This is a genomic window from Pseudomonas sp. TH15, from assembly GCF_016651105.1.
Classification (GTDB): domain Bacteria; phylum Pseudomonadota; class Gammaproteobacteria; order Pseudomonadales; family Pseudomonadaceae; genus Aquipseudomonas.
Window position 1 is genome coordinate 381158 of record NZ_JAEKEL010000001.1, and the last position, 19621, is coordinate 400778.

General features: G+C 58.9%; 15 protein-coding genes. 12 read left to right on the forward strand and 3 right to left on the reverse strand.

The features are described from left to right. Positions 1 to 123 precede the first annotated feature (123 nt). The 7 genes from apaG (at position 124) to JFT87_RS01865 (ending at position 8294) form a co-directional block, all read left to right on the forward strand. Positions 124 to 504: a Co2+/Mg2+ efflux protein ApaG gene (apaG, locus tag JFT87_RS01835; protein ID WP_201189707.1), complete on the forward strand. Its 381-nt coding sequence runs from the start codon at positions 124 to 126 to the stop codon at positions 502 to 504. Next, on the forward strand, positions 504 to 1385 hold the full coding sequence (locus tag JFT87_RS01840) for a symmetrical bis(5'-nucleosyl)-tetraphosphatase (RefSeq protein ID WP_201198259.1): 882 nt from the start codon (positions 504 to 506) through the stop codon (positions 1383 to 1385). Before apaG ends, JFT87_RS01840 begins: the two co-directional genes overlap by 1 nt. Before the next feature lie 33 nt (positions 1386 to 1418). Continuing rightward, complete coding sequence (glpE, locus tag JFT87_RS01845; protein WP_201198260.1) at positions 1419 to 1748, forward strand: thiosulfate sulfurtransferase GlpE; 330 nt, start codon at positions 1419 to 1421, stop codon at positions 1746 to 1748. 296 nt (positions 1749 to 2044) lie between these two features. Beyond that, complete coding sequence (locus JFT87_RS01850) at positions 2045 to 3967, forward strand: PrkA family serine protein kinase (protein ID WP_201198261.1); 1923 nt, start codon at positions 2045 to 2047, stop codon at positions 3965 to 3967. Between the two features lie 203 nt (positions 3968 to 4170). Beyond that, positions 4171 to 5442, forward strand: a complete 1272-nt coding sequence (locus JFT87_RS01855) for a YeaH/YhbH family protein (RefSeq protein ID WP_201198262.1) — start codon at positions 4171 to 4173, stop codon at positions 5440 to 5442. Then, positions 5439 to 7001, forward strand: a complete 1563-nt coding sequence (locus JFT87_RS01860) for a SpoVR family protein (RefSeq protein WP_201198263.1) — start codon at positions 5439 to 5441, stop codon at positions 6999 to 7001. The genes JFT87_RS01855 and JFT87_RS01860 overlap by 4 nt, the downstream gene beginning before the upstream one ends. A gap of 63 nt (positions 7002 to 7064) precedes the next feature. Continuing rightward, the gene (locus JFT87_RS01865; protein ID WP_201198264.1) at positions 7065 to 8294 is read left to right on the forward strand and encodes a multifunctional CCA addition/repair protein; all 1230 of its coding nucleotides are present in this window, start codon (positions 7065 to 7067) and stop codon (positions 8292 to 8294) included. Positions 8295 to 8387: 93 nt separating this feature from the next. On the opposite strand, the gene folK is transcribed toward JFT87_RS01865, so the two are convergent. Together folK and folB are read right to left on the reverse strand one after the other, a co-directional pair. Then, positions 8388 to 8906 carry a 2-amino-4-hydroxy-6-hydroxymethyldihydropteridine diphosphokinase gene (gene folK / locus JFT87_RS01870; protein ID WP_201198265.1) on the reverse strand — a complete coding sequence of 173 codons (519 nt, stop codon included), beginning with the start codon at positions 8904 to 8906 and terminating at the stop codon, positions 8388 to 8390. Further along, a complete protein-coding gene (gene folB, locus JFT87_RS01875; protein WP_008051601.1) occupies positions 8897 to 9253 on the reverse strand; it encodes a dihydroneopterin aldolase in 357 nt (118 codons plus the stop codon). The genes folK and folB overlap by 10 nt, the downstream gene beginning before the upstream one ends. 74 nt (positions 9254 to 9327) lie before the next feature. Between folB and plsY the strand changes: the two genes are divergently transcribed. Then, positions 9328 to 9897 (forward strand): glycerol-3-phosphate 1-O-acyltransferase PlsY, encoded by a 570-nt coding sequence (gene plsY, locus JFT87_RS01880; protein WP_201198266.1) that lies wholly within the window; start codon positions 9328 to 9330, stop codon positions 9895 to 9897. Between the two features lie 23 nt (positions 9898 to 9920). Here plsY and tsaD read toward each other — a convergent pair whose 3' ends face one another. After that, on the reverse strand, positions 9921 to 10946 hold the full coding sequence (tsaD, locus tag JFT87_RS01885; protein ID WP_201198267.1) for a tRNA (adenosine(37)-N6)-threonylcarbamoyltransferase complex transferase subunit TsaD: 1026 nt from the start codon (positions 10944 to 10946) through the stop codon (positions 9921 to 9923). Between the two features lie 199 nt (positions 10947 to 11145). On the opposite strand from tsaD, the gene rpsU reads away from it, so the two are divergent. From rpsU to JFT87_RS01905, 4 genes are all read left to right on the forward strand, one after another. Continuing rightward, positions 11146 to 11361: a 30S ribosomal protein S21 gene (gene rpsU / locus JFT87_RS01890; protein ID WP_002551877.1), complete on the forward strand. Its 216-nt coding sequence runs from the start codon at positions 11146 to 11148 to the stop codon at positions 11359 to 11361. 481 nt (positions 11362 to 11842) lie between these two features. Beyond that, positions 11843 to 13822 carry a DNA primase gene (gene dnaG, locus JFT87_RS01895; protein ID WP_201198268.1) on the forward strand — a complete coding sequence of 660 codons (1980 nt, stop codon included), beginning with the start codon at positions 11843 to 11845 and terminating at the stop codon, positions 13820 to 13822. A gap of 67 nt (positions 13823 to 13889) precedes the next feature. Then, entirely contained in the window at positions 13890 to 15740 is a 1851-nt protein-coding gene (rpoD, locus tag JFT87_RS01900) for an RNA polymerase sigma factor RpoD (protein WP_201198269.1), read from the forward strand. A gap of 122 nt (positions 15741 to 15862) precedes the next feature. After that, on the forward strand, positions 15863 to 19609 hold the full coding sequence (locus JFT87_RS01905) for a bifunctional diguanylate cyclase/phosphodiesterase (RefSeq protein WP_201198270.1): 3747 nt from the start codon (positions 15863 to 15865) through the stop codon (positions 19607 to 19609). Positions 19610 to 19621 lie beyond the last annotated feature (12 nt).

A 19621-nucleotide genomic window follows, 5' to 3' on the forward strand; every position in this document is an offset into this window, starting at 1 on the left:
CAGGCGATGAGCGTTATCGGGTAGGACGCCAGACGCGATGTCTGGTTTACTACCCGGTACTTGGCCTAGACTGAATCCCATCAGCTACGCCCCGCGTCCCGCTTCGTTTTTAAGGCCTCTTGCATGTCCGATCCTCGTTATCAGGTCAACGTCAGCGTCGTCACTCGCTATCTGGCAGAACAATCGCAACCCGAGCACGAACGCTTTGCCTTCGCCTACACCATCACGGTGCAGAACAATGGCGAGCTCGCGGCCAAGCTGCTGTCGCGGCACTGGGTCATTACCGATGGCGACGGGCATGTCGAAGAGGTTCGCGGTGCAGGCGTTGTAGGCCAGCAGCCGTTGATCGGTCCGGGCAACAGCCACACTTACAGCAGCGGCACCGTCATGACCTCCAAGGTCGGCACCATGCAAGGCACCTACCAGATGCTCGCCGACGACGGTAAGCACTTCGATGCCGTGATCGCGCCGTTCCGCCTCGCGGTGCCCGGAGCCCTGCACTGATGGCAACGTACGCCGTCGGCGACCTGCAAGGCTGCCTCGAACCGCTGCAATGCCTGCTCAAGCAAGTAGCCTTCGACCCTGCCAAGGACCGTCTGTGGCTGGTGGGTGACCTGGTCAACCGTGGCCCGCAGTCGCTAGAAACCTTGCGCTTCCTCTATAGCATCCGCGAATCCCTGGTGTGCGTTCTCGGCAACCATGATCTGCACTTGCTGGCCGCCGGGCATAACATCGAACGTCTGAAGAAAAATGACACCCTGCGCGAGATCCTTGAAGCACCTGACCGGGCGGAACTGCTCGAGTGGCTGCGCCAGCAAAAACTCATGCACTACGACGAGCAGCGCGACATCGCCCTGGTCCATGCCGGCATACCACCACAATGGTCGCTGCGCAAAGCCCTGAAGTGCGCCGGCGAAGTCGAATCCGCCCTGCGTGACGACAACCTCTTCGCTCCCTATCTGGATGGCATGTACGGCAACGAGCCGACCAAGTGGAACAGTGACCTCACCGGCGTTGATCGCCTGCGAGTCATCACCAACTATTTCACCCGCATGCGCTTCTGCACCAGCGAAGGCAAGCTCGACCTCAAGGGCAAGGAAGGCGCCGACACCGCGCCGCCAGGTTACGCGCCGTGGTTCAAGTACAAGGAGCGCAAGACCAAAGGCCTGAAGATCATCTTTGGTCATTGGGCAGCCCTTGAAGGCAAGTGCGATGAACCCGGCATCTTTGCCCTCGACACCGGTTGCGTCTGGGGCGGCGCCATGACCCTGATGAACGTCGATACCCTGGAGCGCCTGAGCTGCAAATGCGACGAGCAGGGCCACACCAAACCGCCAGTCGCCTCCCCTATTCCCGAACAAACGTCAGCCAGCGCCCAGCGCTAGACTGCGCTTTCAGCCGAGCCACAGGAGCCCGCCATGAGCGAATTCAAACGTATCCCCCCAGAACAGGCCCAGGCCCTGCGCGAACAAGGCGCAGTGGTGGTCGATGTCCGCGATCCGGCAACGTTTGCCGTGCTGCATATCAGTGGTTCGAAGCATCTGGACAACGTTTCCATCTCGGATTTCATCCGCGCCGCCGACCTTGATGCACCGACCGTGGTGGTCTGCTATCACGGTAATTCCAGCCAGAGCGCAGCGGCGTACCTGATTAGCCAAGGCTTCTCCGACGTCTACAGCATGGATGGCGGTTTCGAGTTGTGGCGCACGACTTATCCAGCGGAAACCGCACAAGGCACCGCCGAATAATTTTTTTGTAACGCGCAAGCCCCGGCCCCCGTGGGCTCGCGCAGTGGCAGACGAACGGTCTGCCACAACTAATTACGTATCTCGCCTTTACCTCCCGAATTCCCAACTATCCTTAAGCGCAGGCCATCCAAAACAGGGGAGAGCCGGTACACCGGCGCGCGGGTCATCGGGAGTAGCTTTCGGGGCAGTCAGCTGCGAAAGAGTTCTGGGGGGTAAACAGCAACTGCCTGTTCGGTTGCTGCCAGCAGCGACTGAGTGATCCGGCGTCGGCTCCACGTATCGAGCGAGGTGACGTCATGAGTATCTTTAGCCACTTCCAACAACGCTTCGAGTCCACACGCCAGGAAGAACTCTCGCTGCAAGAGTATCTTGAGCTGTGCAAAAAGGACCGCAGCGCCTACGCCTCCGCCGCCGAGCGTCTGCTGCTGGCCATCGGTGAACCGGAGCTGCTCGACACCTCGGCTAACTCGAGACTGTCGCGAATCTTTTCCAACAAGGTGATTCGCCGCTATCCGGCCTTTGAAGACTTCCACGGGATGGAAGAATGCATTGACCAGATCGTGTCGTATTTCCGCCATGCCGCTCAGGGCCTCGAGGAGAAGAAACAGATCCTCTACCTGCTCGGCCCCGTCGGGGGCGGTAAATCGTCCCTCGCCGAGAAGCTCAAACAGCTGATCGAGAAAGTGCCCTTCTACGCCATCAAGGGCTCACCGGTATTCGAGTCGCCCCTGGGTCTGTTCAACGCCACTGAAGATGGCGCGATCCTCGAGGAAGACTTCGGCATCCCGCGCCGCTACCTCAATACCATCATGTCGCCATGGGCCACCAAGCGCCTGGCCGAATTTGGCGGCGACATCAGCCAGTTCCGCGTGGTGAAACTCTATCCGTCGATCCTCAACCAGATCGCCGTAGCCAAAACCGAACCGGGTGATGAAAACAACCAGGACATCTCGGCGCTGGTGGGCAAGGTCGATATCCGCAAACTGGAAGAATTCCCACAGAACGACGCCGACGCTTACAGCTACTCGGGCGCGCTGTGCCGGGCCAACCAGGGCCTGATGGAATTCGTCGAAATGTTCAAGGCGCCGATCAAGGTGCTGCACCCATTGCTGACGGCGACCCAGGAAGGCAACTACAACAGTACCGAAGGCCTGGGCGCGATTCCGTTCACCGGGATCCTGCTGGCTCACTCCAACGAATCGGAGTGGCACACCTTCCGCAACAACAAGAACAACGAAGCGTTCATCGACCGGATCTACATCGTCAAAGTCCCGTACTGCCTACGGGTCAGCGACGAAGTGAAGATCTACGACAAACTGCTGTTCAACAGTTCGCTGGCCAAGGCCCATTGCGCGCCCGACACCCTGAAAATGCTCGCCCAGTTCACCGTGCTCTCGCGCCTCAAAGAGCCGGAAAACTCGAACATCTACTCCAAGATGCGCGTGTATGACGGCGAGAACCTCAAGGACACCGACCCGAAAGCCAAGTCGATCCAGGAATACCGCGACAATGCGGGTGTCGATGAAGGCATGAACGGCCTGTCGACCCGGTTCGCGTTCAAGATCCTGTCGAAAGTCTTCAACTTCGATCCGCACGAAATCGCCGCCAACCCGGTGCACCTGCTCTACGTGCTGGAACAACAGATCGAACAGGAACAATTCCAGGCCGAAACCCGCGAGCGTTACCTGCGGTTCCTGAAAGAATACCTGGCACCGCGCTACATCGAGTTCATCGGCAAGGAGATCCAGACCGCCTACCTCGAGTCTTACAGCGAGTACGGGCAGAACATCTTCGATCGTTACGTGCTGTACGCCGACTTCTGGATCCAGGACCAGGAATACCGCGACCCGGAAACCGGCGAGATCCTCAATCGCGTAGCGCTCAACGAAGAACTGGAAAAAATCGAAAAACCGGCCGGCATCAGCAATCCGAAGGATTTCCGCAACGAAATCGTCAACTTCGTACTGCGCGCCCGGGCCAACAACAACGGCAAGAACCCGACCTGGCTCAGCTACGAAAAACTGCGAGTGGTCATCGAGAAGAAAATGTTCTCCAACACCGAGGACCTGCTGCCGGTCATCAGCTTCAATGCCAAGGCCAGCAAAGAGGACCAGCAGAAGCACAACGACTTCGTCACAAGGATGGTCGAGCGCGGCTACACCGACAAACAGGTACGACTGCTGTCCGAGTGGTACCTGCGGGTCAGAAAATCACAGTAACCCGCTGCCGGTAAGACCGGTTGTCGTCAGCCAGAGGCCTGTGTGCGCATTTTCTGTTACACAGACCTCTGGAAGGTGTTCGAAAGTCGCTAGCAAGGTTCAGGCAGCATCCAAAGCGCTTGGGGGAGCGTGGACATCCCTTGGCACCGATCCGATGCTGCATAACCGCTCGCCCCTTTCAGGACAGCTTCTAAGGAGCAGTCATGAGCTATGTGATCGACCGACGTCTCAATGGCAAGAACAAGAGCACGGTGAACCGCCAGCGGTTCCTGCGGCGTTACCGTGATCACATCAAAAAGGCCGTCGAAGAGGCGGTCAGCCGGCGTTCCATTACCGATATGGAACATGGCGAACAGATCAGCATTCCCGGTCGCGACATCGACGAACCGGTGCTTCACCATGGTCGCGGTGGCAAGCAGACCGTCGTACACCCCGGCAACAAGGAATTCACCAGCGGCGAGCACATTGCCCGACCACCTGGAGGTAGCGGTGGCAGAGGCCCCGGCAAGGCCGGCAATTCGGGTGAAGGGATGGATGAGTTCGTCTTCCAGATCACCCAGGAGGAGTTCCTCGAATTCATGTTCGAGGACCTCGAGCTGCCGAACCTGGTCAAGCGCAACCTGACCGGGACCGACACCTTCAAAACCGTTCGTGCGGGCATCAGCAACGAGGGCAACCCATCGCGGATCAACATTATCCGCACCCTGCGCTCGGCCCATGCCCGGCGAATCGCCCTGTCCGGCAGCAGCCGGGCAAAATTGCGCGAAGCCAAAGAGGAGTTGCTGCGACTCAAACGGGAAGAACCGGACAACTTTGGCGACATCCAGGAAATCGAAGCCGAAATCGAGAAACTCAGCGCGCGCATTCACCGGGTGCCGTTCCTCGACACGTTCGACCTCAAGTACAACTTGCTCATCAAGCAGCCGAACCCCAGCTCTAAAGCGGTGATGTTCTGCCTGATGGACGTCTCCGGCTCGATGACCCAAGCGACCAAGGACATCGCCAAGCGCTTCTTCATCCTGCTGTACCTGTTTCTCAAGCGTAACTACGACAAGATCGACGTCGTGTTCATCCGCCACCACACCAGTGCGCGGGAAGTGGACGAAGAAGAGTTTTTCTATTCCCGGGAAACCGGCGGCACGATCGTCTCCAGCGCCCTGAAATTGATGCAGGAGATCATGGCCGAGCGTTATCCGAGCAACGAGTGGAACATCTATGCCGCCCAGGCTTCCGACGGCGACAACTGGAACGATGACTCACCGATCTGCCGCGACATCCTGATCAATCAGATCATGCCGTTTGTGCAGTACTACACTTATGTTGAGATAACCCCTCGCGAACACCAGGCCCTGTGGTTCGAGTACGAACGCATCGCCGAAGCCTTCTCTGACACGTTTGCCCAACAGCAACTGGTCTCGGCCGGGGATATCTATCCGGTCTTCCGTGAACTCTTCCAGCGCAGGTTAGTGACATGACCGCCAAAGAGCAGAAGCGCCACCCCATTTCCACCGGCTCCGAATGGACGTTCGAGCTGATCCAGGCGTACGACAAAGAAATCAGTCGTCTGGCGGCTCGCTATGCCCTGGATACCTACCCTAACCAGATCGAAGTGATCACCGCCGAGCAGATGATGGACGCCTACGCCTCCGTCGGCATGCCGCTGGGTTATCACCATTGGTCCTACGGCAAACACTTCCTCAGCACCGAGAAATCCTACAGCCGCGGCCAGATGGGGCTGGCCTACGAGATCGTGATCAACTCCGACCCGTGCATTGCCTACCTGATGGAAGAAAACACCATCTGCATGCAGGCGCTGGTGGTGGCTCACGCCTGCTACGGCCATAACAGTTTCTTCAAGGGTAATTACCTGTTCCGCACCTGGACTGACGCCAGTTCGATCATCGATTACCTGGTGTTCGCCAAGCAGTACATCATGCAATGCGAGGAGCGCCATGGCATCGACGCGGTGGAAGACCTGCTCGATTCCTGCCACGCCTTGATGAACTACGGCGTTGACCGCTACAAACGTCCGTATCCGATTTCTGCCGAAGAAGAACGTCGTCGGCAGAAGGATCGTGAAGAGCATCTGCAGAAACAGATCAACGACTTGTGGCGCACCATTCCAAAAGGTGCCGACAAGTACAGCGACAAGGACAACGCACGCTTCCCCGCCGAACCCCAGGAAAACATCCTGTACTTCATCGAAAAGCACGCGCCGCTGCTGGAGCCCTGGCAACGGGAAATCGTGCGGATCGTGCGCAAGATCGCCCAGTATTTTTATCCACAGCGCCAGACCCAGGTGATGAACGAAGGCTGGGCGACTTTCTGGCACTACACCTTGATGAACGACCTTTACGACGAAGGCCTGGTCACCGACGGCTTCATGATGGAGTTCCTGACGTCCCATACCAGCGTGGTGATGCAACCCGGTTTTGACAGCCCCTATTACAGCGGCATCAACCCCTATGCGCTGGGTTTTGCCATGTACCGGGACATCCGGCGCATGTGTGAACACCCGACCGAAGAAGACTATCGCTGGTTCCCGGACATCGCCGGCACCGATTGGCTGTCGAGCATCAAGTTCGCCATGAGCAGCTTCAAGGATGAGAGTTTCATCCTGCAGTACCTGTCACCCCAGGTGATACGTGATCTGAAGCTGTTCAGCATTCTCGATGACGACCAGAAGGACGATCTGCTGGTCCCCGCCATTCACGATGAGCCCGGCTACCGGACCATTCGAGAAACCCTGGCGGCCCAATACAACCTGGGCAATCGCGAGCCCAATATCCAGATCTACAGCATCGACCGGCGCGGCGACCGCTCCCTGACCCTGCGCCACCAGCAACATGACCGCAAACCGCTGGGCGAGTCCACCGACGAAGTGCTCAGGCACCTGCATCGGCTCTGGGGCTTCGATATCCACCTGGAAACCCTGCAAGGCGACCAAGTGATGAAAGTCCTTCATGTTCCACCCAAAGGCGAGCACAGCGAGGGGGAATACGGCCGGCTCGACCTGGCTGTCATTCATCTTTGATACGGTTTGTGCCTCCGCGAGTTCGACGCAACGGTTATTCTGTCGAGCTAACGGAGGTTTTTTATGCAGATTTATAAAGTCGGCGGTGCAGTTCGCGATCGCCTGCTCGGCAAGCCTGTCACCGATATCGACTGGGTCGTGGTAGGTGCCACCACCGAAGAAATGCTCGCCAAGGGCTTTCGCCCGGTAGGCGCGGACTTCCCGGTGTTCCTTCACCCAAAAACCGGTGAGGAATACGCCCTCGCCCGGACCGAACGCAAAAGCGGGCGCGGCTATGGTGGTTTCACCTTCCACGCCAGCCCCGAAGTCACCCTCGAAGAAGACCTGATTCGCCGCGACCTGACGATCAACGCCATGGCCGAAGACGATCAGCAAAACCTGACCGATCCTTACCATGGCCAACGGGATCTTGAAGCTCGCCTTCTTCGCCACGTTTCCCCCGCGTTTGCCGAAGATCCGCTCCGAGTCCTGCGCGTTGCCCGCTTCGCGGCTCGCTATGCTGCAATGGGTTTCAGCGTCGCACCGCAGACGCTTGAACTGATGCGCGAGCTCAGCGATTCAGGTGAGCTTGAAGCGCTGACCGCAGAACGCAGCTGGAAAGAAATCTCCCGCGCCTTGATGGAAGATCAGCCTCAGGTATTTATCGAAGTGCTGCGCGCGTGCGATGCACTGAAGGTGCTGATGCCGGAAGTCGACGCGCTGTTCGGCGTACCGCAACCGGAAGCCCATCACCCGGAAATCGATACAGGCGTGCACACCTTGAGCGTGCTGGAGCAATCGGCGCTGCACAAACAGCCACTGACAGTACGCTGGGCTTGCCTGCTGCATGATTTGGGCAAAGGACTGACGCCCGAGGCAGATTGGCCGCGGCATATTGCCCACGAGCACACGGGCCTGAAGTTGATCAAAGCGGTCAACGAGCGGTTTAAGGCACCAAGGGACTGCCAGGAATTGGCGTTGTTGGTGGGTCAGTATCACACCCACGGGCATCGAGCTTTGGAGCTCAAGCCGTCGACTTTGCTGGAGCTGCTGCAGAGTTTTGACGTGTACCGTCGTCCGCAACGATTTGAGGAGTTTATTGCAGCGTGCGAGATGGACGCCCGCGGGCGCAAAGGCCTGGAGCAGAGAAGTTATCCACAGGCGGATTATTTGCGCGGGGCGGCTTCAGCGGCACGGGGTGTCGCGGTGCAGCCGTTGCTGGAGAAGGGATTCAAGGGGCCGGAGTTGGGTGAGGCGATCAAGCGTGAGCGGCTCAAGGCGTTGAAAACCTACAAGGAAGCGGCGTCTACCTGAACAGCATCGCGAGCAAGCTCGCTCCCACATGGATCTCTGACGTTCACGCAATCCAGTGTGGGAGCGAGCTTGCTCGCGATGGCGTCCTCCGACTTACAACAAATCCGAAGGGGTCAACGGCTCGCCGCGCCACTCAAACGCCACCGGCGCCAACACCTGATCAATCTGCGCTTCGCCCCACAATGCCGCAAAGCTTTTGCCTACACCCGGATGCACTCTGTCCGGCGCTATCAGCGACAACGGCCACAGCACGAAGGCATTTTTCAGAATTTCTGCCCGAGGCAAGATCAAGCCATCGAAGTTACCCACCAGATCGCCGAACAACAACACGTCGATATCCAGCGGCAAACCCTTGCGATCCGGCGCGTAGCGACCGTTGTCCGCCTCGATGAATTTCAGTCGGCGATCCAGCTCCATCAACGGCAGGTCGGTGTACGCCGACACCACGAAGTTGAAGAACGGCCCGCTCTTGATCCCCACCGGTTGGCTTTCGAAGACCGCCGAACAGCGGATATCCACCAGAAAACCTGAAAGGGCTTCCAGGCCAGCCTGCAAATGGGTTTCGCGCTCGATATTGCTACCGAGCCCGAGGTACACCTGAGTCAGCGACATCCGCGCTCGATCTCCACGCCCACACCACCAGTGGCCGCCGGCACAGCGCCCGGCTTGGTCAGTTTGAGGCGCATCCAGGTGATCTTGAATTCGCTCATCAGCACTTCAACCAGACGCTCGGCGAAAGTCTCGACCAATTGGAACTGTGCCTGCTCGGCAAACGCCTGAATTCGCGACGAGACACTCGCGTAGTCGAGCGCCAGGGTCAGGTCGTCACCGGCCGCTGCCGGGCGGTTGTCCCAGGCGAAGCTCAGATCAAGTCGCAGGCATTGTCGGATGCCGCGCTCCCAGTCGTAGGCACCAATGACAGTGTCGACTTCCAGGCCCTCGATAAACACTCTGTCCAAGCACTTCTCTCCGCTGCACGACAAGGGCGCAATGCGCCGTTAGAATCAGGGCGTCCTCGCCCGGAATAGTTAGCATGTTTTGGTTATTGGCGACCTTCGCCTACCTGCTCGGCTCTCTGTCCTTCGCCATTTTGCTCAGCCGCCTGACCGGTAACCCCGATCCGCGAATGGGTGGCTCGGGCAATGCCGGAGCCACCAACATGTTGCGCCTGGCCGGCAAGAAACTCGCCGTTCTAACGTTACTCGGTGACCTGTGCAAAGGCTTGTTGCCTGTGCTGATCGCCGGCGTTGTCGGCCTTTCGCTGCAAGATCAAGCCTGGATCGGTGTTTGTGCCGTCATCGGCCACCTGTTCCCGCTGTACTTCCGCTTTCGCGGCGGCAAGGGTGTCGCCACCGCGGCCGGCATGTTGCTGGGCCTCTACCCGCCCGCAGCCCTGCTGGCAGTCTGTGCCTGGCTGCTGACGTTCTACCTGACCCGCACCAGCTCACTGGCGGCACTGATCGCCACACCGCTGACCCTGCCATTGCTCGCCTGGCAAGAGCCGGCGGCACTGCTGCCCATGAGCGCACTCACCGGCCTGATCGTCTGGCGCCATCGCGGCAATCTACGCGACCTGTTTGCCGGGCGCGAACGGCATTTTTAAATACCGGACGTGAACCCCGCTCATCACAACGCCGACAATTGCTCCATCGGCCAGCGCGCCTGCACGCTGATCGCCAGGCTTTCGTGCTGACCGGCCTGCAAACGCTGGCAGCCGGCAAACGCAATCATCGCGCCGTTATCGGTGCAAAACTCGGGACGGGCGTAAAACACGTCGCCCTTCATGTCGCCGAGCATTTTTTCCAGTGAAGTACGCAGTGCCTTGTTGGCACTGACGCCCCCAGCGATCACCAGACGCTTCATGCCCGCCGCTTTCAGGGCCCGCTTGCACTTGATGGTCAAAGTCTCCACCACGGCTTGCTGGAACGCCAGCGAGATGTCGCAACGGGCTTGCTCGCCGTCGTCCCCGGCGCTGACGCATTGCTGCCAGGTGTTAAGGGCTGAGGTTTTCAAGCCGCTGAAGCTGAATGCCAGGCCCGGGCGATCACACATCGGACGCGGGAAAGTGAAACGTCCTGCAACCCCCTGTTCCGCCAGACGGGCGATTTCCGGGCCGCCCGGATAATTGAGACCCATCATCTTCGCGGTCTTGTCGAACGCTTCACCGGCGGCATCGTCGAGGGTCTCGCCCAACAACGTGTATTGGCCGATTCCGTCGACCTGAACCAGCTGCGTATGACCACCCGACACCAACAAAGCGACGAACGGGAATTCGGGCGGTTGCGGCTCCAGCATCGGCGCCAGCAAATGACCTTCCATGTGGTGCACGCCCAAGGCCGGAATCCCCCAGGCAAAGGCCAGCGCCTGGGCGCAGGAAGCCCCCACCAACAGCGCACCGACCAGGCCAGGACCCGCGGTATAAGCGATCGCATCGATCTCGGTCGGCACGCAGTCGGCTTCGGCCAAGACCTGACGGATCAAGGGCAGCATGCGTTTGACGTGATCACGCGAGGCCAGCTCCGGCACCACACCGCCATAGGCGCGATGCAGGTCGATCTGGCTAAACAGCGCGTCGGCCAGCAGGCCGCGTTCACTGTCATATAATGCGACACCAGTTTCGTCGCAGGAGGTTTCTAATCCCAGTACTAGCATGGGTTTGCGCCTTGTTTAGGCTGAATTCGAAGGCGCGCATAATAGTCGCCATGGGATGCCCCGACTAGCGGTTTTCGATCAGAGGCTTTGCATTCCGGTCGATGAGGAGTTAACATCCGCAACCCTTAAAAACCGACGTCTTCAAGTGCTCTTTTGCCGCGAGGATGTTGACCCCGGTAATGAATGAAGGTAGCTCTGGATGCCAGCCGTCAAAGTAAAAGAGAACGAACCCTTCGACGTAGCTCTGCGTCGTTTCAAGCGCTCCTGCGAAAAAGCCGGTGTACTGGCTGAAGTTCGTAGCCGCGAATTCTACGAGAAGCCAACTTCTGAGCGTAAGCGTAAAGCAGCAGCCGCTGTTAAGCGTCACGCCAAGAAAGTACAGCGCGAACAGCGCCGCGCCGTTCGTCTGTACTAATACACAGACGTTCGTAGCAAGCTTCTGCCAAGCCCGGCCCTCAGCCGGGCTAATGGCATTTGCGGGAATCGCTTGATGCTTCACCGTCAAAGCCGCAGACGCGACCGAGACAAACCTGCTTCACAGCGTCAGACCTGGCTCTTTTGCCAGCGGTGCACGTCTTTTCTGACGAGCCTTTCAAGGCTACTGACGAGCACACCCACTGATTCCTCTTACGACGATCAGCCCAAGGCACCTGCTTGCGTGCCCGCTTATGAGCTATCCGAGGCCATCGACTGGCCGCAGCGGATTCAGCGCAACACTTTCATATAGTCGAATACTGATCGGTACTAACGTCAGTGGATTTTCGGCAGATACACTTCCCGACAGCGATTACGCAGACGACACTGGTCGAGCCGCATACCTTGCGCGCCTCAAGTAATGACCCGCGTTCGCCAGCCCTTCGTTTTGGGTCCATTTCAGCGCAGATGACGAGACCGCCATGGCCGGGCTAATTCCCCAGAGCTTCATTGACGACCTTCTGAACCGCACCGACATCGTCGATGTGGTGAGCTCGCGCCTGCAAATGAAAAAGGCCGGCAAGAACTACACCGCCTGCTGCCCGTTCCACAAAGAGAAAACCCCCTCCTTCAGCGTCAGCCCCGACAAGCAGTTCTATTACTGCTTCGGCTGCGGCGCTGGCGGTAACGCCCTCGGCTTCATGATGGACCACGACAACCTGGACTTCATCCAGGCTGTCGAAGAACTGGCCAAAGCCGCCGGCATGGAAATACCCCGCGAAGAAAGCGGCCGGCCGCACAAACCGCGGCAGCCGACTGACTCGCCGCTGTACCCGCTGCTCACCGCCGCCGCCGACTTTTACCGGCAAGCGCTGAAAAGCCATCCATCGCGCAAAGCCGCCGTGGATTATTTGAAGGGTCGCGGCCTGACCGGAGAAATAGCCCGGGACTTCGGCCTCGGCTTCGCCCCGCCCGGCTGGGACAATCTGTTCAAGCACTTGAGCAGCGACACCCTGCAACAGAAAGCCATGGTCGACGCCGGCCTGCTGATCGAGAACGCCGAAACCGGCAAACGCTATGACCGCTTCCGCGATCGCGTGATGTTCCCGATTCGTGACAGTCGCGGACGCATCATTGCGTTCGGCGGCCGAGTACTGGGTGACGACAAGCCGAAGTACCTGAACTCACCGGAAACTCCGGTATTCCATAAAGGCCAAGAGCTTTACGGCCTCTATGAAGCGCGCAAGAACAACCGCAATCTCGACGAAATCATCGTTGTCGAAGGCTACATGGACGTCATCGCTCTCGCCCAGCAAGGCTTACGCAATGCCGTCGCGACCCTGGGCACCGCCACCAGCGAAGAGCACTTGAAGCGACTGTTTCGCGTCGTGCCCAACGTGCTGTTCTGTTTCGACGGCGACCAGGCTGGCCGCAAAGCCGCCTGGCGAGCACTGGAAGCAGCGCTGCCGTGCCTGCAGGACGGGCGACGGGCACGCTTCCTGTTTCTGCCTGAAGGTGAAGACCCGGATACGCTGGTCCGCTCCGAGGGCACCGACGCTTTCCGCGCACGAATCAATCAACACGCCCAACCGCTGGCCGACTATTTCTTTCAGCAACTGACCGAGGAATCGGACCCGCGCTCGCTCGAAGGCAAGGCCCACATGGCCACCCTCGCTGCACCGCTGATCGAAAAAGTCCCGGGCGCCAACCTGCGCATCCTGATGCGTCAGCGACTGACCGAAATCACCGGCCTGACTGGCGAAGCCATGAGCCAGCTGGTGCACAGCGCCCCTCAGGAAGCGCCGCCAGCCTACGATCCAGGTATCGATTACGACGCCATGCCGGATTACAGCGACTACCATCAGCCGCAGGCACAAGAGATGTACGTGCCGCAGCAGGAATGGACACCGAAGAAACCCGGTGCCGGCGGCAAGAAGTGGGACAAGAAACCCTGGGACAAGAATGGCAAGCGTGGCGGCGATCGTGACCAACAAAGTGCCCCGCGCACCCCGATTGCCGTCGAAGCCCCAACACTGATTGCATTGCGCACGCTGATTCATCATCCGCAACTGGCCGGCAAGGTAGAAACCGCCAACCATTTCGCCAATGAAAGCAACACGTATGCACAGTTGCTGGTGGCCCTTATCGAGGCCTTGCAGAAAAATCCTAAGCTAAACTCTATCCAGCTAATGGCCCGCTGGCATGGCACCGATCAAGGGCGCCTGCTCAAAGCATTAGCGGAAAAGGAGTGGCTAATTGACGGCGATAACCTTGAACAACAGTTTTTAGACACCATTACTAGGTTATCAGCGGGTCAACACACAGATACTTTGGAAGCACTTATCAAAAAAGCAAGGCAGCCGGGATTGACCCCAGAGGAAGCAATTCAGATCGCAAATCAGATGCGCGACCTATTAAAACGCAATGTGGCTATATCAAACCCGACCTCAACTGGCGCGTGAGGTCATAGCTCAGGTATAATCCTCGGCTTGTTTTTTGCCCGCCAAGACCTTCAGTGGATAGGGTGTTATGTCCGGAAAAGCGCAACAGCAGTCTCGTATCAAAGAGTTGATCACACTTGGTCGTGAGCAGGGTTACCTGACTTACGCGGAGGTCAACGACCACCTGCCGGAGGATATTTCAGATCCGGAACAGGTGGAAGACATCATCCGCATGATCAATGACATGGGGATCAACGTATTCGAGGTTGCGCCAGATAAGGATTCCCTTATGCTGGCCGACGCCGATACCGACGAAGCCGCGGCCGAAGAGGCAGCAGCAGCGTTGGCAGCGGTCGAGACCGACATTGGTCGCACCACCGACCCAGTGCGCATGTACATGCGTGAAATGGGTACGGTAGAGCTCCTCACACGTGAAGGCGAAATTGAAATCGCCAAGCGTATTGAAGAGGGCATCCGCGAAGTGATGGGCGCAATTGCGCACTTCCCTGGCACGGTTGACCACATTCTGTCCGAATACACTCGCGTCACCACCGAAGGTGGCCGCCTGTCCGACGTCCTGAGCGGTTATATCGACCCGGACGACGGCATTGCGCCGCCTGCTGCAGAAGTGCCGCCGCCTGTCGATCCGAAAGCCGTGAAAGCGGATGACGATACCGACGACGACGAAGCTGAAGCCAGCACCGACGACGAAGAAGAAGCCGAAAGCGGTCCGGATCCGGTCATCGCAGCACAGCGTTTTGGCGCTGTCTCCGATCAGATGGAAATCACCCGCAAGGCGCTGAAGAAGCACGGTCGTGGCAACAAGGCGGCGATTGCCGAACTGGTGCTGCTGGCTGAGCTGTTCATGCCGATCAAACTGGTTCCGAAGCAATTCGAAGGCCTGGTCGAGCGTGTTCGCAGTGCCCTGGATCGTCTGCGTCAGCAAGAGCGCGCGATCATGCAGCTCTGCGTTCGTGATGCGCGCATGCCGCGTGCCGATTTCCTGCGCCAGTTCCCGGGCAACGAAGTCGACGAAAGCTGGTCGGACGCACTGGCCAAAGGCAAAGGCAAATACGCCGAAGCCATTGGTCGCCTGCAACCGGACATCCTTCGTTGCCAGCAAAAGCTGATCGCGCTGCAAACCGAGACCGGTTTGACGATTGCCGAGATCAAGGACATCAACCGTCGCATGTCGATCGGTGAGGCCAAGGCCCGCCGCGCGAAGAAAGAGATGGTTGAAGCGAACTTGCGTCTGGTGATCTCCATCGCCAAGAAGTACACCAACCGTGGCCTGCAATTCCTCGATCTGATCCAGGAAGGCAACATTGGCTTGATGAAAGCGGTAGACAAGTTTGAATACCGCCGCGGCTACAAATTCTCGACTTATGCCACCTGGTGGATCCGTCAGGCGATCACTCGCTCGATCGCCGACCAGGCCCGCACCATCCGTATTCCGGTGCACATGATCGAGACGATCAACAAGCTCAACCGTATTTCCCGGCAGATGTTGCAGGAAATGGGTCGCGAACCGACCCCGGAAGAGCTGGGCGAACGCATGGAAATGCCTGAGGACAAGATCCGCAAGGTATTGAAGATCGCTAAAGAGCCGATCTCCATGGAAACCCCGATCGGTGATGACGAAGACTCCCATTTGGGTGACTTCATCGAAGACTCGACCATGCAGTCGCCAATCGATGTTGCTACCGTTGAGAGCCTTAAAGAAGCGACTCGCGAAGTTCTCTCCGGCCTCACTGCCCGTGAAGCCAAGGTTCTGCGCATGCGCTTCGGTATCGACATGAATACCGACCACACCCTCGAGGAGGTTGGTAAGCAGTTCGACGTGACCCGTGAACGGATTCGTCAGATCGAAGCCAAGGCGCTGCGCAAGCTGCGCCACCCGACGAGAAGCGAGCATTTGCGCTCCTTCCTCGACGAGTGATCACAGAACCCCCGGCCCAGGCCGGGGGTTTTGCTTTATACAGATTAAATCCCCCGCACTGCCCCCCTGCCGAATTGCCCGTCTACACTCGAAACATTCCCCCGAGCCATAACGAGACCGTTATGCCCAGACTGCCGACCGTGCTTTTTTTGCTGTCGCTGATGACCTGGACCGCAACGGCTGGCGCGCTGACTCTGACCGACGAAGAACGTAGCTGGCTGGCGGCTCACCCGGACTTGCGTCTGGGCGTAGACGCGTCTTGGCCACCGTTTGAGTTCCGTGATGAACAGAACCGTTATCAGGGCCTGGCAGCGGACTACATCAACGTGATCCGCCAACGCCTGGACATCAAGCTCACCCCCATCGAGCCAGTCAGTTGGACGGTGGTCCTGGAACAGGTCAAACAGGGCAATCTCGACTTGCTGCCGGGAATTATGTCGACACCCGAACGCCAGACTTACCTGGCGTTCACCCGGCCTTACCTGGACTTCCCGATTGTGATCCTCGCCCATGTCGGCGGCGCCCAACCGCGCAAAATCGAGGACCTGTATGGCCTGAAAATCGCCGTGGTGGAAAACTACGCGCCTCATGAGCTGCTGCGTACCCACCATCCGGACCTGAACCTGGTGCCGATGCCCAACGTCAGTTCGGCGTTGCAAGCGCTGGCGACCGATGAAGTGGACGCCGTGGTCGGCGATCTGGCCTCCAGTGTCTGGAGCCTGCGTCAGCTCAAGCTCGAAGGGCTCTATGTCAGCGGCGAGACACCCTATCGCTATCAATTGGCAATGGCGGTGCCGCCGAAGAACAAAATGCTCGTCGGCATTATCGATAAAGTCCTGGCGGACATGAGCCCGAGCGAAATCAGCGCCATCCAGGAGCATTGGGTCGGTAACGTGCTGGATCATCGGACCTTCTGGTCGGATCTGCTGGTGTACGGCCTGCCAGGTTTGCTGTTACTGATCATCGTGCTGGCGGTGGTCATCCGGATCAATCGTCGACTGAGCTCGGAAATCGCCCGACGGATCGACCTGGAACAGGAACTGCGCAGCAGCGAATACCACTATCGCGGGCTGGTGGAGAGTCTGTCGGCCATTGCCTGGGAAGCGCGGATCAGCGACTTCACCTACAGCTACGTATCGCCCCACGCTGAAGACTTGCTCGGCTATCCCCTGTCCCATTGGCTGATCCCCGGGTTCTGGCGCAACATCATCCACCCCGCGGACCTGACCCGCGCGCAAAACTTCTGCGATCACGAAGTGCTAGCTGGTCGCGATCACAGCGTCGATTACCGGGTGATCACTGCCGATGGTCGTTGTCTGTGGGTGCGCGACATTGTCAGCCTGATCGAACACGGCCACGAACCGGTGCTGCGCGGGCTGATGATCGACATCAGCGAAGCCAAGCGCACCGAAGAGGCGCTGCGCCTCTCGGAACAGAAATTCGCCTCGGTGTTCGAGCAGTGCCCGGACATTCTAGTGATCGCTCGGCTTTCCGATGGTTGCCTGCTGGAGGTCAATGAGGCGTTCGAAGAACAGATCGGCCTTAAAGCCGTAGACGTCGTCGGCCAAACCGCCACCGAGCTGAACATCTGGGGCATTCCGGGCGTGGGGCCGGGACTGTTACAGCGGTTGCAGGCCGGCAGCATCCGCAACCTGGAGATGCCCTTTCGCCGCAACAATGGGCAGGTGTTCACCGGCCTGATTTCCGCCGAACCCTTCGATCTCGATACCACGCCTGCGCTGGTGGTGGTGGTGCGGGACATCAGTCAGCTCAAGGAAACCCAGCAACAGTTGCAAACTTCTGAAGAGAAGTTCGCCAAAGCCTTCCATGCCTCCCCTGATGGCTTGCTGCTGTCCCGGCAGAGCGACGGCCTGCTGCTGGAGGTCAACGAAGGGTTCAGCCGTATTACCGGCTTCAACAGCGCGATGTCGTTGGATCGCTCGGCGCTGGACCTGGGCATTTGGGTCAATCTGAACGAACGCAAACAGATGCTCGACCTGCTGAACCGGGATGGCTTCGTCCGGGATTTCACCTGCCACATCCGCCGCAACGACGGGCAGATCCGCCTCTGCGAGGTGTCCAGCCGCCCGCTGCCGATTGGCGATGAAGACTGCATGCTGACCATCGCCCGGGACATCACCGAACGGCACCTGATGCAGGAAAAACTGCAACAGGCCGCCACCGTGTTCGAAAGCACTGCCGAAGGCGTACTGATCACCGACACCCAACAGCACATCAGTGCGGTCAACCGCGCGTTTACCGAAATCACCGGCTACAGCGAGAGCGAAGCACTGGGCCACACCCCTCGCCTGCTCGCCTCGGGCCTGCACGACAGCGCGTTCTATGCGGCGATGTGGCATCAATTGACCGATGAAGGACACTGGCAAGGCGAGATTTCCAACCGACGCAAGAATGGCGAGCTCTACCCGAGCTGGCTGACCATCAGCGCCGTGCGCAACCGCGACAAGTTCATCACTCACTTTGTCGCGGTGTTCGCTGACATCTCCAGCCTCAAGCACGCCCAGGCCAAACTCGATTACCAGGCCCACCACGATCCGCTCACCGGCCTGCCGAACCGCACGCTGTTCGAAAGCCGATTGCTGACGGCGCTCAACAACCAGCAGGAAAACGGCGGACAGGGCGCGGTGTTGTTCCTCGACCTGGACCGCTTCAAGCACATCAATGACAGCCTCGGTCACCCGGTCGGCGACCTGCTGCTCAAAGGCATCGCCGTTCGCCTCAAGGAACAGCTACGGGACATCGACACCGTGGCGCGCCTCGGCGGTGATGAGTTCATCATCCTGCTGCCCGGCCTGCAGCAAGCCAGCGACGCCGACCACATCGCCACCAAACTGCTCAACTGCTTCGCCGCGCCGTTCCAGGCCGGCGAGCACGAGTTTTTCATCAGCGCCAGCATCGGCACAAGCCTGTACCCCAAGGACGGTTGCGACGTCGCCACGCTGGTGAAGAACGCCGACGCGGCGATGTATCGCTCCAAGGCCAAGGGCCGCAACCGGGTCGAAAGCTACACCCGCGACCTCACCGCCCAGGCCAGCGAGCGGGTTGCGCTGGAGCACGAATTGCGCCGCGCCATCGAGCGCAATGAACTGCACCTCTACTACCAACCGAAGATCAGCCTCGACGACCATCGACTGGTCGGCGCCGAAGCGCTGATTCGCTGGCGTCACCCGACCTTTGGCGACGTGCCTCCGGAGCACTTCATTCCTCTGGCCGAAGAAAACGGCATGATCCTGCAGATCGGCGATTGGGTCCTCGAAACGGCATGCCGGCAGATGTTCGAATGGAATCAACTCTACGAAAGCCCTGGTCCGCTGTCGGTCAACCTCGCCGGCGCGCAACTGCGCCAGCCGAACCTGCTCGGACGCATCGAACAACTGCTCAAGGACAACCGCCTCAAACCCGGTTTTCTGCAACTGGAAATTACCGAAAACTTCATCATGAGCCAGGCCGAAGAGGCGTTGTCCGTGTTGCACCAACTCAAACGCCTGGGCGTCCAATTGGCGATCGATGACTTCGGCACCGGCTATTCATCCCTGAGCTACCTCAAGCGCTTGCCGCTGGATATCCTCAAGATCGACCAGTCCTTCGTCCGCGGCCTGCCTGACGATCCGCACGATGCGGCGATTGTGCGAGCCATCATCGCGCTCGGCCGCAGCATGCAATTCACCATCATCGCCGAGGGCGTCGAAACCCAGGCACAACAAGAATTCCTCGCCCTGGAGGGCTGCGAACAGATTCAGGGCTACATCGTCAGCCTGCCATTACCACCGGAAGAATTCGCTGCAACGTTTCTTTGTATTACCGTATCGGATTTTTCGGATAGCACAGCCGAGAAACCGTCGCTATAATCCGCGGCCTAC

Excerpts from the sequence above, each read along its gene's own strand:
- JFT87_RS01840 (WP_201198259.1), top strand. The coding sequence starts at position 504 with ATGGCAACGTACGCCGTCGGCGACCTGCAAGGCTGCCTCGAACCGCTG.
- JFT87_RS01860 (WP_201198263.1), top strand. The coding sequence starts at position 5,439 with ATGACCGCCAAAGAGCAGAAGCGCCACCCCATTTCCACCGGCTCCGAA.
- JFT87_RS01905 (WP_201198270.1), top strand. The coding sequence starts at position 15,863 with ATGCCCAGACTGCCGACCGTGCTTTTTTTGCTGTCGCTGATGACCTGG.
- rpsU (WP_002551877.1), top strand. The coding sequence starts at position 11,146 with ATGCCAGCCGTCAAAGTAAAAGAGAACGAACCCTTCGACGTAGCTCTG.
- JFT87_RS01850 (WP_201198261.1), top strand. The coding sequence starts at position 2,045 with ATGAGTATCTTTAGCCACTTCCAACAACGCTTCGAGTCCACACGCCAG.
- rpoD (WP_201198269.1), top strand. The coding sequence starts at position 13,890 with ATGTCCGGAAAAGCGCAACAGCAGTCTCGTATCAAAGAGTTGATCACA.
- JFT87_RS01865 (WP_201198264.1), top strand. The coding sequence starts at position 7,065 with ATGCAGATTTATAAAGTCGGCGGTGCAGTTCGCGATCGCCTGCTCGGC.
- JFT87_RS01855 (WP_201198262.1), top strand. The coding sequence starts at position 4,171 with ATGAGCTATGTGATCGACCGACGTCTCAATGGCAAGAACAAGAGCACG.
- glpE (WP_201198260.1), top strand. The coding sequence starts at position 1,419 with ATGAGCGAATTCAAACGTATCCCCCCAGAACAGGCCCAGGCCCTGCGC.
- folK (WP_201198265.1), bottom strand. The coding sequence starts at position 8,906 with ATGTCGCTGACTCAGGTGTACCTCGGGCTCGGTAGCAATATCGAGCGC.
- dnaG (WP_201198268.1), top strand. The coding sequence starts at position 11,843 with ATGGCCGGGCTAATTCCCCAGAGCTTCATTGACGACCTTCTGAACCGC.
- tsaD (WP_201198267.1), bottom strand. The coding sequence starts at position 10,946 with ATGCTAGTACTGGGATTAGAAACCTCCTGCGACGAAACTGGTGTCGCA.
- plsY (WP_201198266.1), top strand. The coding sequence starts at position 9,328 with ATGTTTTGGTTATTGGCGACCTTCGCCTACCTGCTCGGCTCTCTGTCC.
- apaG (WP_201189707.1), top strand. The coding sequence starts at position 124 with ATGTCCGATCCTCGTTATCAGGTCAACGTCAGCGTCGTCACTCGCTAT.